Annotated in this window: 17 protein-coding genes; 13 read left to right on the top strand and 4 right to left on the bottom strand. The window is 68.7% G+C overall.

Going from position 1 to position 15655, the window contains the following annotated elements; all coding sequences use genetic code 11:
• Positions 1–92: 92 nt before the first annotated feature.
• The 10 genes from rseP (at position 93) to cobT (ending at position 10437) form a co-directional block, all read left to right on the top strand.
• Positions 93–1463, top strand: a complete 1371-nt coding sequence (gene rseP, locus IDM45_RS05960; RefSeq protein WP_209422031.1) for an RIP metalloprotease RseP — start codon at positions 93–95, stop codon at positions 1461–1463.
• 70 nt (positions 1464–1533) lie between these two features.
• The gene (gene bamA / locus IDM45_RS05955; RefSeq protein ID WP_209422030.1) at positions 1534–3831 is read left to right on the top strand and encodes an outer membrane protein assembly factor BamA; all 2298 of its coding nucleotides are present in this window, start codon (positions 1534–1536) and stop codon (positions 3829–3831) included.
• Positions 3831–4373, top strand: coding sequence for an OmpH/Skp family outer membrane protein (locus IDM45_RS05950; protein WP_209422029.1), 543 nt, complete (start codon positions 3831–3833; stop codon positions 4371–4373). Before bamA ends, IDM45_RS05950 begins: the two co-directional genes overlap by 1 nt.
• Positions 4374–4424: 51 nt before the next feature.
• Positions 4425–5420 (top strand): UDP-3-O-(3-hydroxymyristoyl)glucosamine N-acyltransferase, encoded by a 996-nt coding sequence (lpxD, locus tag IDM45_RS05945; RefSeq protein WP_209422028.1) that lies wholly within the window; start codon positions 4425–4427, stop codon positions 5418–5420.
• Positions 5417–5857, top strand: coding sequence for a 3-hydroxyacyl-ACP dehydratase FabZ (fabZ, locus tag IDM45_RS05940; RefSeq protein ID WP_106685243.1), 441 nt, complete (start codon positions 5417–5419; stop codon positions 5855–5857). Before lpxD ends, fabZ begins: the two co-directional genes overlap by 4 nt.
• A gap of 49 nt (positions 5858–5906) precedes the next feature.
• Positions 5907–6719 (top strand): acyl-ACP--UDP-N-acetylglucosamine O-acyltransferase, encoded by an 813-nt coding sequence (lpxA, locus tag IDM45_RS05935; RefSeq protein WP_209422027.1) that lies wholly within the window; start codon positions 5907–5909, stop codon positions 6717–6719.
• Between the two features lie 26 nt (positions 6720–6745).
• A complete protein-coding gene (lpxB, locus tag IDM45_RS05930; protein WP_209424023.1) occupies positions 6746–7906 on the top strand; it encodes a lipid-A-disaccharide synthase in 1161 nt (386 codons plus the stop codon).
• The gene (gene rnhB, locus IDM45_RS05925; protein ID WP_209422026.1) at positions 7878–8582 is read left to right on the top strand and encodes a ribonuclease HII; all 705 of its coding nucleotides are present in this window, start codon (positions 7878–7880) and stop codon (positions 8580–8582) included. Before lpxB ends, rnhB begins: the two co-directional genes overlap by 29 nt.
• On the top strand, positions 8579–9364 hold the full coding sequence (locus tag IDM45_RS05920; protein ID WP_209422025.1) for a TrmH family RNA methyltransferase: 786 nt from the start codon (positions 8579–8581) through the stop codon (positions 9362–9364). Before rnhB ends, IDM45_RS05920 begins: the two co-directional genes overlap by 4 nt.
• Positions 9365–9429: 65 nt before the next feature.
• Positions 9430–10437 carry a nicotinate-nucleotide--dimethylbenzimidazole phosphoribosyltransferase gene (gene cobT, locus IDM45_RS05915; protein WP_209424022.1) on the top strand — a complete coding sequence of 336 codons (1008 nt, stop codon included), beginning with the start codon at positions 9430–9432 and terminating at the stop codon, positions 10435–10437.
• Between the two features lie 65 nt (positions 10438–10502).
• Here the strand turns inward: cobT and nth are convergent, their stop codons facing one another.
• Positions 10503–11153, bottom strand: coding sequence for an endonuclease III (gene nth / locus IDM45_RS05910; protein ID WP_209422024.1), 651 nt, complete (start codon positions 11151–11153; stop codon positions 10503–10505).
• Between the two features lie 104 nt (positions 11154–11257).
• Here nth and IDM45_RS05905 point away from each other — a divergent pair, with 104 nt between their 5' ends.
• The 3 genes from IDM45_RS05905 to IDM45_RS05895 are packed head-to-tail and all read left to right on the top strand — an operon-like array spanning position 11258 to position 13200.
• Positions 11258–12484, top strand: coding sequence for an aminotransferase-like domain-containing protein (locus tag IDM45_RS05905; RefSeq protein ID WP_209424021.1), 1227 nt, complete (start codon positions 11258–11260; stop codon positions 12482–12484).
• Positions 12481–12708, top strand: coding sequence for a SlyX family protein (locus IDM45_RS05900; RefSeq protein WP_232654275.1), 228 nt, complete (start codon positions 12481–12483; stop codon positions 12706–12708). The genes IDM45_RS05905 and IDM45_RS05900 overlap by 4 nt, the downstream gene beginning before the upstream one ends.
• A 45-nt stretch (positions 12709–12753) precedes the next feature.
• Positions 12754–13200, top strand: a complete 447-nt coding sequence (locus IDM45_RS05895) for a CopD family protein (protein WP_209422023.1) — start codon at positions 12754–12756, stop codon at positions 13198–13200.
• An 83-nt stretch (positions 13201–13283) separates the two neighbouring features.
• Here IDM45_RS05895 and IDM45_RS05890 read toward each other — a convergent pair whose 3' ends face one another.
• From IDM45_RS05890 to ytfE, 3 genes are all read right to left on the bottom strand, one after another.
• Positions 13284–14351: an alcohol dehydrogenase gene (locus tag IDM45_RS05890; protein WP_325168950.1), complete on the bottom strand. Its 1068-nt coding sequence runs from the start codon at positions 14349–14351 to the stop codon at positions 13284–13286.
• 136 nt (positions 14352–14487) lie between these two features.
• A complete protein-coding gene (locus IDM45_RS05885; RefSeq protein ID WP_209422022.1) occupies positions 14488–14892 on the bottom strand; it encodes a group III truncated hemoglobin in 405 nt (134 codons plus the stop codon).
• 38 nt (positions 14893–14930) lie between these two features.
• Entirely contained in the window at positions 14931–15629 is a 699-nt protein-coding gene (ytfE, locus tag IDM45_RS05880; RefSeq protein WP_209422021.1) for an iron-sulfur cluster repair protein YtfE, read from the bottom strand.
• Between the last annotated feature and the right edge of the window lie 26 nt (positions 15630–15655).

Here is a 15655-nt window from a genome sequence, read left to right as displayed (position 1 = left end):
AGCGCTTGTCCCATAAGGATTTTCAAGTGTTTTCATGTTGAAACCCTTGCCTGACAAGCGCTGCCAGCTATGATTTTGATAGGGGATGGATCATGCTGCTGACTGTCGTCGCCTTCATCGTGGCCCTGGGCCTGCTGATTGCCGTACACGAATACGGCCACTACCGCGTGGCCGTGGCCTGCGGCGTCAAGGTGCTGCGCTTTTCCGTGGGCTTTGGCCAGCCGCTCGTGCGCTGGCAGCGCCCCGGCTCGCCGACCGAGTTCGTCATCGGCGCCTTCCCGCTGGGCGGCTACGTGCGGATGCTCGACGAGCGCGAGGCGCCCGTGCCCGAGGCCGAGCGCCATCTGGCCTTCAACAACCAGAGCCTGCGCGCACGCGCCGCCATCGTTGCTGCCGGGCCGCTGGCCAATTTGCTGCTGGCCGTGCTGCTGTACGCCCTGGTCAACTGGAGCGGCGTGCAGGAGCCGCGCGCCGTGCTGGCCAGCCCGGTGGCTGGCTCCATCGCCCAGCAGGCCGGCCTGCGTGGCGGTGAGCTGGTGCTGGCGCAGGCGCGCGAAGGCCACGATGGCGAGGCCGAGCCGGTGCGTTCGTTCGAGGATTTGCGCTGGGCGCTGACACGCGGCGCGCTCGATGGCGAGAACGTGCTGCTCACGCTGCAGCCGCACCCGGGCGCCGCCGAGCGCCAGGTGCTGCTGCCGCTGGCCGGCATGGATGTCAGCCAGGCCGACGCCACGCTGCTGCGCAAGATCGGCATCGCCAGCCCGTGGACGCGCCCGGTGCTCAATGGCCTGACCGAAGGGGGCGCCGCCGAGCGTGCCGGCCTGCGGGCCGGGGACGTGGTGCTGCGCCTGGGTGCTATTGACATCGTGGACGGCGCGCAGCTGCGCGAGGCCATCCGCCAATCGCTGCAGAATGGCCAAGCGCTGGCCAGCACCTGGCGCATCGAGCGCGACGGCCAGACGCTGGAGCTGTCCGTGACCCCGGACGTGGTGCAGGAGCAGGGCAGCGCTGTGGGCCGCATCGGCGCCTATGTGGGCGCGGCGCCGGAGATGCTGGAGGTGCGCTATGGCCCGCTCGAAGGCCTGGCGCTGGGTGCGCAGCGCACCTGGGAGGTATCCATGCTGACGCTGCGCATGATGGGCCGCATGGTCATCGGCCAGGCTTCGCTCAAGAACCTCAGCGGCCCGCTGACCATTGCCGACTACGCTGGCCGCTCGGCCAGCATGGGGCTGGTGCAATACCTGACATTTCTGGCGCTCATCAGCGTCAGCCTGGGCGTGTTGAACCTGCTGCCGCTGCCCGTCCTCGATGGCGGACACCTGATGTATTATCTTTGGGAGGGGGTCACCGGGCGCGGCGTGCCCGAAGCCTGGATGGAGCGCCTGCAGCGCGGCGGCGTGGCGCTGCTCCTGCTGATGATGACCATCGCCCTCTTCAACGACATCACCCGGCTCATTGGCTAATCCCTCATCGGCTCATTTTCTTCGCCGCGCCTGCGTTGCAGCATCCGGCGCCAGCTTCACTCCTGCACTCATGAGAACCACCATCAATCGCCTGGGCGTGCGCACTGCAACCGCCGTTGCCGCCCTGGCCCTGGTCGCCAATGCCGCCTGGGCGCTCACGCCCTTTCAGGTGCAAGACATTCGCGTCGAGGGCCTGCAGCGGGTCGAGCCCGGCACCATCTTCGCGTCGCTGCCGCTGCGCGTGGGCGATGAGTACAACGACGACAAGGGCGCGGCTGCCATCCGCGCGCTGTTTGCCCTGGGCCTGTTCAAGGACGTGCGCCTGGAGGCCGCAGGCAACGTGCTGGTGGTAGTGGTGGAGGAGCGTCCGACCATTGCCGACGTGGACTTCGCCGGCACCAAGGAGTTCGACAAGGACACGCTGAAAAAGGCCATGCGCGATGTCGGCCTGACCGAAGGCCGGCCCTTCGACAAGGCCCTGGCCGACCGCGCCGAGCAGGAGCTCAAGCGCCAGTACATCAACCGCAGCCTGTACGGCGCCGAGGTGGTGACCACGGTGACGCCCATCGAGCGCAACCGTGTCAACCTCACTTTCACGGTGACCGAGGGCGAGCCGGCCAAGATCCGCGAGATCCGCATCGCGGGCAACCATGCCTTCAGCGAGTCCACCCTCAAGGGCCTGTTCGATCAGGACACGGGCGGGTGGCTGAGCTGGTACACCAAGAGCGACCGCTACTCGCGCGCCAAGCTCAATGCCGACCTGGAGACGCTGCGCTCGTACTACCTGGCGCGCGGCTACCTGGAGTTCCGCATCGACTCCACCCAGGTGGCGATTTCGCCGGACAAGCAGGACATCTCCATCACTGTCAACGTGACCGAAGGGCCGAGCTACGTGGTCTCGGGCGTCAAGCTGGAGGGCAACTATCTTGATCGCGACGACGAGTTCAAGTCGCTCGTCACCATCCGCCCGGGCGAGCCCTACAACGCCGACCGGGTGACCGAGACCACCAAGGCCTTCAGCGACCACTTCGGCAACTTCGGCTTTGCCTTCGCCCGTGTCGAGGCGGTGCCCGAGATCGACCGCGAGAACAACCGCGTGGCCCTGGTGCTGCGCGCCGAGCCGGCGCGCCGCGCCTACGTGCGCCGCATCCAGGTGTCGGGCAACAACCGCACGCGCGACGAAGTCATCCGCCGCGAGTTCCGCCAGTTCGAGGCCTCCTGGTACGACGGCGACAAGATCAAGCTCTCGCGCGACCGGGTGGATCGGCTGGGCTACTTCACCGACGTCAACGTCGAGACGCAGGAAGTGCCTGGCGCGCCCGATCAGGTCGATCTGGTGGTGGGCGTGCAGGAAAAGCCCACCGGCTCGCTGCAGCTGGGCGCGGGCTTTTCCAGCGCCGAAAAAGTCTCGCTGTCGTTCGGCATCAAGCAGGAAAACGTCTTCGGCTCGGGCAACTACCTGGGCCTGGATGTCAACACCAGCAAGTACCGCCGCACGCTGGTGCTGTCCACGACCGACCCCTACTTCACCCAGGACGGCGTGTCGCGCACGCTGGATGTGTACTACCGCACCGCCAAGCCCTACGAAGACCAGGGCGGCAACTACCAGTTGGTGACAGCCGGCGGCAGCGTGCGCTTTGGCGTGCCCTTCAGCGAAACCGACACGGTGTTCTTCGGCGGCGGCGCCGAGCAGACCAAGATCAAGGCCGGCACCAACATCCCGGCGGCCTATCTGTCGTATGCCGAGAAATTCGGCCGCACCAGCGTCGCCGTGCCGCTGACCATCGGTTGGTCGCGCGACGATCGCGACAGTGCGCTGGCGCCCAACTCGGGCCGCTACCAGCGCCTGAACTCCGAGTGGTCGATCGGCGGCGACGCCCGCTATGTGCGCGCCAACTATCAATACCAGCAATACGTGCCCCTGACCAAGCAGTTCACCCTGGCCTTCAATGGCGAGGTGGGCGTAGGCAAGGGCATGAATGGCCGGCCCTTCCCGGTCTTCAAGAACTTCTACTCGGGCGGGCTGGGTTCGGTGCGCGGCTTCGACCAGGGCACGCTCGGCCCGCGCGACGTGACCGGCGCGTCGCTGGGCGGCCCCAAGAAGGTCACCCTGAACGCCGAACTGATCGCCCCCTTCCCCGGCGCCGGCAACGACCGCACGCTGCGCTGGTTCGCCTTCGTCGATGCCGGCAACGTCTATGGCGAGAACGAAAAATGGGATTTTGGCGACCTGCGCGCCTCCGCCGGCCTGGGCCTGAGCTGGATCTCGCCGCTGGGGCCGCTGCGCCTTGCCTTTGCCCAGCCGGTGCGCAAGTTCGCCGGCGATAGAATCCAGAAACTGCAATTCCAGATCGGAACGTCCTTCTAATGAAATCGTTTGCTCGTCAATCGTTTGCCCGTCACTTTTCGCTGGCCATCGTGCTGGGCGCTCTGGCTGCTGCCGCTCCCGCGCAGGCCGAGGAGTTCAAGGCCGGCTTCGTCAACACCGACCGGGTGTTCCGTGAAGCCAATTCCGCCAAGGCGGCGCAGACCAAGCTGGAGCAGGAATTTTCCCGGCGCGAGAAGGAGCTGGTCGATCAGGGCAATGCCCTGAAGAGCGCCACCGAGAAATTCGAGCGCGAAGCGCCCACCATGGCCGAGAGCCAGCGCGTGCAGCGCCAGCGCCAGCTGGTCGACCAGGATCGCGACTTCCAGAGGAAGCGCCGCGAGTTCCAGGAAGACCTGACGGCACGCAAGAACGAGGAACTCAGCCAGGTGCTGGAGCGCGCCAACCGCGTCGTCAAGCAGGTGGCCGAGGCCGAAAAATACGATGTCATCCTGCAGGAAGCGGTGTACATCAACCCCAAGCACGACATCACCGACAAGGTCATCAAGGCCATGAACGCTGCTGCCAATGGCAGCGGCAAGTAAGCCGCCTGCGCTCAATCGCGACGCAATGGTGCAGCAGCAGGTGGATGGCGCGTGAGCTTGCGGCTGGGCCAGATCGTCGAGGCGCTGGGCGGCGAGCTGCACGGGGACGGCAATACCGACATCGCCCGCATCGCGCCGCTCGATGAGGCTGGCAGCGATGCGCTGTCCTTTCTGAGCAATCCGCGCTACCAGGCGCAGTTGGCGCATTCGCGCGCCGCCTGCGTCATCGTGGCGCCGCAGCTGCGCGAAGCAGCCCGCGCGCGTGGCGCCTGCATCGTGGCCGCCGACCCCTACGTCTATTTCGCACGCACGACCCAGTTGTGGGCGCGCATCCACGGCCTGGGCGCAGCCGCCGGCATCCACCCCAGCGCCGTGGTCGATGAACAGGCCCGGGTACACCCCAGCGCCAGCATCGGCCCGCTATGCGTGGTCGAGTCCGGTGCGGTCATTGGCGCGCACACGCGGCTGCACTCGCGCGTCAGCGTCGGGCGCGACTGCGTGCTGGGCGAGCGCTGCATCGTCCATCCCGGCGTGGTGATTGGTGCCGACGGCTTCGGCTTCGCGCACGAGGCCGGCGAGTGGGTCAAGATCGAGCAGCTGGGCGCCGTGCGCATCGGCGACGACGTGGAGATCGGCGCCAACACCTGCATCGACCGCGGCGCCCTGGGCGATACCGTGATCGAGGACGGCGTGAAGCTGGACAACCTGATCCAGATCGCCCACAACGTGCGCATCGGACGGCACACCGCCATGGCCGGCTGCGCGGCGGTGGCCGGCAGCACCACCATCGGCGCGCACTGCACCATTGCTGGGGCCGCATCCATCATCGGCCACCTGCAATTGGCGGACAATGTGCATGTCTCCACCAACACGGTGGTCACGCACTCGATCACCCGCGCCGGGCACTACAGTGGCTCGTTTCCCATGGACGAGAACGCCCGCTGGGAAAAGAACGCCGCCACGCTGCGCCAGCTCTATCGCCTGCGCGAGCGCATCAAGGCTCTCGAACGAAAGAATCAGGACGGCCCCGCCGCCACACAAAAATGATGGACATCCACCAAATCCTCAAGCTGCTGCCCCACCGCTATCCTTTTTTGCTGGTGGATCGGGTGGTCGAGCTCGAACGCGGCAAGCGCATCCAGGCCATCAAGAACGTGACCATCAACGAGCCGTTCTTCACCGGGCACTTCCCGGCGCGCCCGGTCATGCCCGGCGTGCTGATGCTTGAAGCGCTGGCCCAGGTGGCCGGTCTGCTGTCGTTCGACATGATGGGCGAGGCCCCGGGCGACGACAAGGTGTTCTACTTCGTCGGCATCGACGGCGCGCGCTTCAAGCGCCCCGTGGAGCCGGGCGACCAGCTGATCCTGGAAATCGAGCTCGATCGCATCAAGGGCGGCATCTACAAGTTCAAGGGCTGCGCGCGCGTGGGCGACAGCATGGCCTGCGAGGCCGAGATCATGTGCACCATGCGCACGGTGGCCTGAGCCGGCGCCTCCCTTTGCCCAACCAGCTTCGTGCCAGCCGGCCTGCCGCGTGAGTTCCAGCCCCCTCATCCATCCCAGCGCCGTGATCGACCCGGCAGCGCAGCTCGACGCCAGCGTGGCGGTCGGGCCGTATGCCGTGATCGGCCCGCACGTGGTCATCGGCGCGCGCACGCGCATCGGCGCTCACTGCGTCATCGAGGGCCACACCCGCATCGGTGCGGACAATCGCATCTACCAGTTCGCCTCGCTCGGGGGTGATCCGCAGGACAAGAAATACGCCGGCGAGCCGACGCGGCTGGTCATTGGCGAGCGCAACACCATCCGCGAGTTCTGCACCTTCAACACCGGCACGGTGCAGGATCGCGGCGAAACCACCGTCGGCAGCGACAACTGGATCATGGCCTACGTCCACATCGCGCATGACTGCGTGGTGGGCGACCAGACCATCCTGGCCAACAACGCCACGCTGGCCGGCCATGTACACGTGGGCGACCACGCCATCATCGGCGGGCTGACCGGCATCCACCAGTTCTGCCACATCGGCGCGCACGCCATGGCCGGCTTTGCCAGCCATGTCTCGCAGGATGTGCCGCCGTATCTGATGGTCGATGGCAACCCGCTGGCCGTGCGCGGGCTCAACACCGAGGGCCTGCGCCGGCGCGGCTTTTCTGCCGCCCGCATCGGCGCGCTCAAGCAGGCCTACCGGCTGCTGTACCGCCAGGGCCTGACGCTGGAGGCCGCCCTGGCCGCGCTGGATGCCCTGGTGCAGCAGCTGCACGGGCAGGGCGGGGACGTGGGCGGCGCCGACGTGCAGCGGCTGCGCGACTTCGTCGCCGCCTCGCGCCGCGGCATCGCCCGCTGATCCAGCCGCCTGCTGGCATGGCCGACATGCAAACCTCGCCGCGCATTGCCCTGGTGGCCGGAGAGACCTCCGGCGACCTGCTCGCCGGCCTGCTGCTGGATGGCCTGCGCGCCCAGTGGCCGCAGCTGGCCAGCATGGGCATAGGCGGGCCGCGCATGATGGAGCGCGGCTTTGCCGCCTGGTGGCCCAGCGAGCGCCTGGCCGTGCATGGCTACAGCGTCGAGCTGGTGCGCCGCCTGCTGGGCATCGTGCGCATTCGCCGCCAGCTGCGCGCCCGCCTGCTCGCCAGCGAGCGCCCGGATGTCTTCATCGGCGTCGATGCGCCGGATTTCAACCTGGGCCTGGAGGCCGACCTGCGCGCCGCCGGCATCAAGACCATGCACTTTGTCTGCCCGTCCATCTGGGCCTGGCGGCCCGAGCGCGTGGCCAAGATCCGCCGCGCCTGCGACCACGTACTGTGCCTGTTCCCCTTCGAGCCAGAGCTGCTGGCGCGCCACGGCATCGCCGCCACCTACGTCGGCCACCCGTTGGCCAGCGTCATCGCGCTGCAGCCAGACCGCCTGGCCGCGCGCTGCGCCCTGGGCCTGCAGCCCCACGATGAAGTGCTGGCCATCCTGCCTGGCAGCCGCTCGGGCGAGGTGGCTTATTTGGCCGATACGTTCTTTCAGGCCGCAGCCCTTGTCAGGCAAGCGCGACCAGCTATCAAAATAATAGTTCCGGCAGTGCCTGCACTGCAGGCGCGGCTGGAGCAGGCAGCGCGCGCCTGCGGCCTGCACGGCGCCATCAGCATCGTCGCTGGCCAGTCGCACACCGTGCTGGCCGCCTGCGACACCACGCTGATCGCCAGCGGCACGGCGACGCTGGAGGCGGCGCTGTTCAAGCGCCCCATGGTCATCGCCTACCGTATGCACCCCTGGAGCTGGCGGCTGATGCGCGCCAAGCAATTGCAGCCCTGGGTCGGCCTGCCCAACATCCTGTGCGGCGACTTCGTCGTGCCCGAGCTGCTGCAGGATGCCGCCAACCCGCCGGCGCTGGCCGCCGCTGTGCTCGACTGGCTGGACGCCGCCCGCAGGGGCGACACCCGGGTGCAGGCGCTGCACGAGCGCTTCACCGCGCTGCACCAGAGCCTGCAGCGCGACACCCCACGCCTGGCCGCCGATGCCGTCCGCACCCTGCTTGCGTCCTGAACAGCAGGCCAGCTTCGACTGGTTCGCGCCCGGCCTGCTGGCGGGCGTGGACGAGGCTGGCCGTGGCCCGCTGGCCGGCCCGGTGGTGGCCGCCGCCGTCATCCTGGACGACGCCCACCCCATTGCCGGCCTGGGCGACTCCAAGGCGCTGACGGCGGCGCGGCGCGAGCGCCTGTACGACGAGATCCGTGCCCACGCCCTGTGCGTGAGCATCGCCTGCGCCAGCGTGCAGGAGATCGACCAGCTCAACATTCTGCAGGCCACGCTGCTGGCCATGCGCCGCGCCGTGGCCGGCCTGCGCCTCAAGCCCACCCGGGTGCAGGTCGATGGCAACCGGCTGCCGGTGCTCAATGTGCCCGCCGAGGCCATCGTGCGCGGCGACGCGCTGGTGCCGGCCATCTCGGCTGCCTCCATCCTGGCCAAGGTCACGCGCGACCGCTGGTGCGCCGAGCTGCACCAGCAATACCCACACTACGGCTTTGCCGGCCACAAGGGCTATGGTACGGCGGCGCATCTGGCAGCACTGGCCCAGCACGGCCCCTGCCCGGAGCACCGGCGCAGCTTCGCCCCGGTGGCGCGCGCCCTGGCGGCCAATATCGGCAGCGCCGCAGGCATCGCCAATACCGCAGGCACCGCCAATACCGCAGGCAACGCCAACACCCTGTCCGCCCGATGACCGACGCGCCCCCGCCGCCCACCTTCATCCACTCCGCCGCCAATGCCCTGGTCAAGGAGCTGCGCCGCCTGGCCCACGACAGCACGGCCTACCGCAAGGCCGGGCGCGTGTGGGTCGAGGGCGAGCACCTGTGCAGCGCTGCCCTGGCGCGCGGCTGGACGCCGGTGCAGGCCGTGTTTTCAGAGTCTTTTTGGCCTTTAGCCCAAGACTGGCAAGCGCTGGCAGCTATCAAAAACATAGTTCTTGCCGACGCCTTGTGGGCCGGCATCAGCGCGCTGGAGTCGCCCGCGCACATGGGTTTCGTGCTGGAGCTGCCGACAGCTCCCGCGCTGCTGCCCGATGCGCCCACCGTGGTGCTCGACCGCCTGCAGGACGCGGGCAACGTCGGCTCCATCCTGCGCTGCGCGGCGGCCTTTGGTTTCACGCAGATCGCCGCCCTCAAGGGCACGGCGGCGCTGTACTCGCCCAAGGTGCTGCGCGCCGGCATGGGCGCGCACTTCGGCCTGCGCCTGGTCGAAGGCCTGGACGAGGCCGATCTGGGCGCTGGCCTGCAGGTGCCGCTCCTGGTCACCAGCTCGCACGAAGGCCAGCACCTGCACCGCGCGGCGCTGCCCTGGCCCTGCGCCTGGGTGCTGGGCCACGAAGGGCAGGGCGTCTCGGCCCGCCTGGAGCAGCGCGCCAGCCAGCGCATCCGCATCATCCAGCCCGGCGGCGAGGAATCGCTCAACGTGGCCGCCGCCGCCGCCATCTGCCTGCACGCCAGTGCTGCCAGCCAGGCCTGAGCCGATCCTCTGCGAGCCATCCCACATCACCACAGACCCGCCATGCAGTTGCCTGACATCCCCCCATCGCCAACCAGGCCCTGGCCGCACGCCTGCAGCACCTGATCGACAACAAGACCAAGCCGCTGGGTTCGCTGGGCCAGCTCGAAGCGCTGGCGCTGCGCCTGGGCCTGATCCTGGACAGTGAGGCGCCGCAGTTGCAGGCCCCGCAGATGCTGGTCTGCGCTGCCGACCACGGCCTGGCGGCGCGTGGCGTGTCGGCCTTTCCCAGCGACGTGACCTGGCAGATGGTGCATAACTTCGTCACCGGCGGCGCGGCGGTGAGCGTGCTGGCGCGCCAGCATGGCCTGGGCCTGACGGTGGTGGACTGCGGCGTGCGCCACGACTTTGCGCCCTATCCGGGCCTGGTGGTGCGCAAGATCGCCCCCGGCACGCAGGACGCCAGCCGTGGCCCGGCCATGACGCCCGCGCAGTGCCAGGCCGCCATCGACAATGGCCGCGAGGTCGTGCGCCTGCTGCCCGGCAACGCGCTGCTGCTGGGCGAGATGGGCATTGGCAATACCTCGGCCGCTGCGCTGCTGCTGGCGCGCCTGACGGATGCCGACATCGCCGACTGCGCCGGCCCCGGCACCGGCCTGGATGCCGAGGGCGTGGCGCGCAAGGTGGCCGTGCTGCGCGAAGCCCTGGCTGCCAACCAGGACGCGCGCACGCCACTGGCTGCGCTGGCCGCGCTGGGCGGCTTCGAGATTGCTACGCTGGTCGGCGCCGTGCTGCAGGCGGCGCTGGAGCGGCGCGTGATCGTGGTTGATGGCTTCATCACCAGCGCAGCCGTGCTGGTGGCGGCGCGGCTGGCGCCCGCCGTGCTGGAGCGTTGCGTGTTCGCCCACTGCTCGCACGAGCCTGGCCATGCGCGCCTGTTGGCGGCTCTGCAGGCCCAGCCGCTGCTCGATCTGGGCCTGCGCCTGGGCGAAGGCTCGGGCGCGGCGCTGGCTTGGCCGCTGCTGGTGTCGGCCTGCGCCATCCTGCGCGAGATGGCCAGCTTCGAGGCGGCAGGGGTGGACAGCAAGCTGTAGGGCGCGTCGAGCGTTGGGCGTTGTGCGGCTGTTTACGCCCAACGCCCAACGCCCAACGCCCAACCTCAGGGCACGCCCGGCGGCGGCGGCGTCTTGGGCGTGTAGTCGCACCAGCGCGCCACCACGCATTCCCAGCAGCGCGGCTTGCGCGCCTGGCAGACGTAGCGCCCGTGCAGCAGCAGCCAGTGGTGGGCGTTGTCCAGGTACTGCGCCGGCACGCGCTGCACCAGGGCGCGCTCCACTGCCAGCGGCGTTGCGCCCGGTGCCAGCCCGGTGCGGTTGGCTACGCGCAGGATGTGTGTATCGACGGCCACCGTCGCCTGGCCGAAGGCGGTGTTGAGCACCACGTTGGCCGTCTTGCGGCCCACGCCGGGCAGCTCCTCCAGCTCCTCGCGCGTGCGCGGCACCTGGCCGCCGTGGCGCTCCAGCAGCAGGGCGCAGGTGGCCAGCAGGTGGCGCGTCTTGCTGCGGTACAGGTTCAGGCTGGACAGATGGCCCTCCAGAGCCTCCTGCCCCAGCGCCAGGATGGCCTGCGGCGTGTTGGCGATCGGAAACAGCCGCCGCGTCGCCCGGTTCACGCCCACATCGGTGGCCTGGGCCGACAGCAGCACGGCAGTGAGCAGCTCGAACACGCTGGTGTATTGCAGCTCCGTCGTGGGGTGTGGATTGCCGGCCTGCAGAGCGGCAAAGAAGGGCGCAATGTCTCGTTTTTTCATGGCTGCCATTGTGGGCGGATACGCGTGGCGCGCGTTGCGATTGGCGACAATGCGCGCTGCACTCCAACGCCTTCCACCTTCCACAAGACCCATTGCACATGCCCATCGCCTTTGCCCAACGGCTCGACCAGATCGAGACCTCCGCCATCCGTGAACTGTTCAAGCTGCTGGGCAAGCCCGGCATCATCAGCTTTGCCGGGGGCTTTCCGGACAGCGCCATGTTCGACGTGGAGGGCTTGCGCGCGGCCAGCGAGGCGGCCCTGCGCGAGGATCCCGGCGCAGCCCTGCAATACGGCGCGACCGAGGGCCATCAGCCGCTGCGCGAGCAGCTCAGTGCCTTCATGGCTGCCAAGGGCGCGCAGGATGTGGCGCCCGATCAGCTCATCGTCACCACCGGCAGCCAGCAGGCGCTGGATCTGCTGGGCAAGACGCTGATCGACCCGGGCGACAAGGTCATCGTCGAGGGGCCGACCTTTCTGGCCACCATCCAGTGCTTTCGCCTGTATGGCGCCGATCTGGTCAGTGCGCCCATCGACGCCCAGGGCGTGGACACCGATCGGCTGGAGCAGCTGATCGAGCAGCACCGTCCCAAGCTGGTCTATCTGATCCCGACCTTCGGCAACCCCAGCGGCGCCACCCTGAGCCTGGCGCGGCGCCGGCGCGTGCTGGAGCTGGCCGTCAAATACCAGACCGTGATCGTCGAGGACGATCCCTACGGCGACCTGTACTTCGGCGAGGCGCCGCCGCCCAGCCTGCTGGCGCTGTCTCGCGAAGTGCCGGGCAGCCGCGACTGGCTGGTGCATTGCGGCAGCTTGAGCAAGGTGCTGGCCCCCGGCCTGCGCGTGGGCTGGCTGGTCGCGCCGCCCGAGCTGCTGGCGCGCGCCACCATGTGCAAGCAGTTCTCGGACGCGCACACCAGCACCTTTGCCCAGGCCACGGCGGCGCAGTACCTCCAGGCCGGGCGGATGCCGGCGACGCTGGCGCGCGTGCGCGAGGTCTATGCCGCACGCGCCCAGGCCATGGGCGAGGCGCTGCGCAGCGAACTGGGTGCGGCCATCGATTTCGTGCAGCCGCGCGGCGGCCTGTTCGTCTGGGCGCGGCTGACCGGTGCCGAGGGCGCCGTGGCCGACGGGCGCGAGCTGGCGCGGCTGGCCATCGAGCAGGGCGTGGCCTTCGTGCCCGGCACGCCGTTCTTTTGCAGCCAGCCCGACCACGCCACACTGCGCCTGTCCTTTGCCACTGCCGATGTGGACAGGATCGGCGAAGGTATCGCCCGCCTGGGCCAGGCCGTGCGGGCCAGCCAGGGCGCTGCGGCGCTGCAGCAGGCATGAGCGGCGCCGCGCCGCCCATGGCCCAGGTCGATGCCCGCCTGGAGGCGCTGGAGGTCAAGGCCGCCTACGCCGAAGACCTGCTGGAGCGCCTGAACCTGCTGGTCTATCGCCAGCAGCAGGACATCGAGCGTCTGCAGGGGCAATTGTCCGAACTGCGCCGCCAGATGCCCGAAGGGGGCGCTGTGGCGCGCAGCCTGCGCGACGAGCTGCCGCCGCATTACTGAATGCCGCGCTGTTGAAGCCGCACTGTTGAAAAGAGCCCCCGCACCATGTACCCCTATGTGTTCTCGCTGCACGTCCTGGCCGCCACCATCTGGACGGGCGGCCATCTGGTGCTGGCGCTGACCGTGCTGCCGCGTGCCGTGCGCGCGCGCTCGCCGCAGATGCTGCTGCAGTTCGAGCAAAGCTACGAGCATGTCGGCATGGCGGCGCTGGCCATCCAGATCGCCAGTGGCCTGTGGATGGCGCTGCAGCTCGTGCCCGACTGGGGTCAGTGGTTCAGCCCGGATACGGGCATGGAACAGGCAATCGCGCTCAAGCTGGCCCTGCTGGCCGCCACGGCGCTGGTGGCGGCGCACGCCCGGCTGCGCGTCATTCCGCAACTGCGCCCCGAAACCCTGCCGCTGATGGCCTGGCACGTTGCCGCCATCACGCTGCTGGGCGTGGCCTTCGTGCTCACGGGCATCAGCTTTCGCTACGGCGGCGTGGGCGGCTGAAGGTCGCGGACGAAAAAAAGCCCGTGCGCATCGGCTGGACTGCCGCTCGCACGGGCTTGGCTGGATTTTTCGGGGGATGAGGCTCAGGCCGCTTCGGGCGTCAGCACCTGCCGGCCTACGGCTTGGCCCTTTTCCAGGGCCAGCAGCGCGGTGAAGGCCTTGCTGAACGGCATGCAGGTGGTGGGCACGGGCGGCAGGTTCCTGTCCTTGACCAGCTGCATCAGCTCCTGCAGCTCGCGCAGGTTACCCACGTAGATGCCCTGGTAGGTCAGGGCGCGCAGCGCCATGAAGGGCGTCGGCATGTCCACGTGGCCGCCGTACAGGCCGATCTGCACCAGGTGGCCGCCCTTGGTCAGCATGTCGATGGCCGCTTGCACCGTCTGGGTCGAGCCCACGCAGTCCAGCACGGCCCAGACGGCGCCGCCGGCGGCCTTCTTCACCTCGGCGATGTAGCCGTCCTGCTTCGGGCTGAACACGGCATCGGCGCCGGCCTGCAGGGCGGCGGCGTGCTTGGACTCGTCGGGGTCGATGACGATGGCGCCGGCGCCGCCCATGGCTTTGAGCAGCATGATCGCCATCAGGCCCAGGCCGCCGGCGCCGATGATCACCACCTTCTCGTCGCGCAGCACCTGGGGGTCGAACTTGCGCAGCCCGCTGTAGGTCGTCAGCCCCGAGCAGGCATAGGGCGCGGCCTGCACCGGCGACATGTCGCCGATGTCCACCAGGTAGCGCGAATGCGGCACCAGCACATGGTCGGCATAGCCGCCGGCCTGATAGACGCCCATGGACTTGCCGGCCATGCACAGGTTCTCGTCGCCGCGCTGGCAGACCTTGCACTGGCCGCAGCCGTGCCACGGAAAGACCACGTAGCGCTTGCCCACCTGCACGCCCTGGGCCGCGTCGCCCACGGCGATGACCTCGCCAGCGATCTCGTGGCCCATGGTCAGGGGAAGCTTCAGGCCGCGGTCGAGCATGGACAGCTTCTTGCCGTGGCCCAGGTCATACGAGCCGTGCCAGATATGCAGATCCGAGTGGCACACGCCAGCGGCCTTGACGCGCATCAATACCTGGTCGCCCGTGGGCTGGGGCAGGGGGCGCTCCTGGCGCTCCAGGGGCTCGCCACAGGCGACCACGTCGTAGCTGATCATCATTGCTGTCTCCTTCGTGAATGGAAAGTTGCCATCGGCCAGGCCTGCCAGAAGGCAGGCATGGCGCAAAGGATAAAAGCGATGCCGTCCGGCGGCGAGTCACCTGCGCGATAGCCGTGCGCCGCGCCCGCCGAGGCTGTCAGAAAGTGTCGGGGAAGCGCCCGAAATAGCCCCGGTGCAGGTTGCGGGCGATGCCGCGGGCCACGCCCTGCAGCTCCTGCGCCACCTCGGGCACGAAGATGGCCGCCGTGGCGCGGCCCCACAGATGCAGCCAGATGGCGAAGTGGCCGGGCTGCACGCCGTCGATGGCCATGTGCTTGCGAAACACGTCGCCACGAAAGCTGCGCGTGCCCAGCACCACCGTGCTCCAGAAATCCACCATGCGCGCCAGATGCGGCTGCCAGTGATCCTGGATGACGCCATCGAACAGCGGGCCGAGCTGAGGGTCGGCGCGCACGTCGGCATAAAAGCTGTGTACCAGCCGGTGGATGCTGGCGGCATCCGGCTGCTCGACCAGAGCGGGGGGAGCCTCGACTTCATTCATGGCAGTGTTCACCTGGGCACCTGTGGCAAGCCCGGCACTCATGCCTGCTGGGCGGCAGCGGCAGGCTCGAACTGCGGGAACAGCACATTGTTTTCCAGGTGGATGTGGTTCATCAGATCGTCCGACAGCTGCGCCAGGCCCGAATACAGCGCGCGCCAGGTGTTGCAGGCGCCGGGCGGGGGGATCATGTCGGTGCTCAGGCGGGCGATCAGCTCCAGGGATTCGGCGTGCTCGTTGTGTTCGGCGCGCATCACGCCGATGGGCTGCACGACGAAGCTGTTGCCGCCGCGCGCGAGCATCGGAAACAGGATCGCCTCCTCCTTGTGCATGTGGCCCAGCAGCCCCTCGTGCATGGCCTCCAGCGCATCGGCTAGGCCCGCGGGCACATCGGGGTTGAGGCGATGCACGGCCTCGACGCGGCGCGCCATGCGGATCAGCTCGGGCAGCTGCTGGCGGTGTACCTCGTGGTAGCGGGTGATGATGTGCTCGACCAGCTCGGCGGGCGTGCCGGCATCGGGCACGCTGTCCGGGCGCTGCAGGGCCGACAGCTCGCATACCACCGCCTCCAGTTCCAGCCCCCGATCAGCCGCTGCCTGACGCAGGCTGAGGTGGCCGCCGCAGCAAAAATCCAGCTTCAGACGGCGAAACACCGCAGTCGCGCCGGGCAGCTCCACGGCGATCTGGCCGATGCTCTGGGCTGGATCGACGGAGGCTGGAGCGTTCGGGATGGCATTCATGGAGTCAGTCCTTCAAAGAATCAAAT

The organism is Melaminivora jejuensis (assembly GCF_017811175.1).
GTDB lineage: Bacteria > Pseudomonadota > Gammaproteobacteria > Burkholderiales > Burkholderiaceae_C > Melaminivora > Melaminivora jejuensis.
The sequence above is the reverse complement of the archived record's forward strand: the minus strand, read 5'-3'. Positions and strand labels throughout refer to the sequence as shown.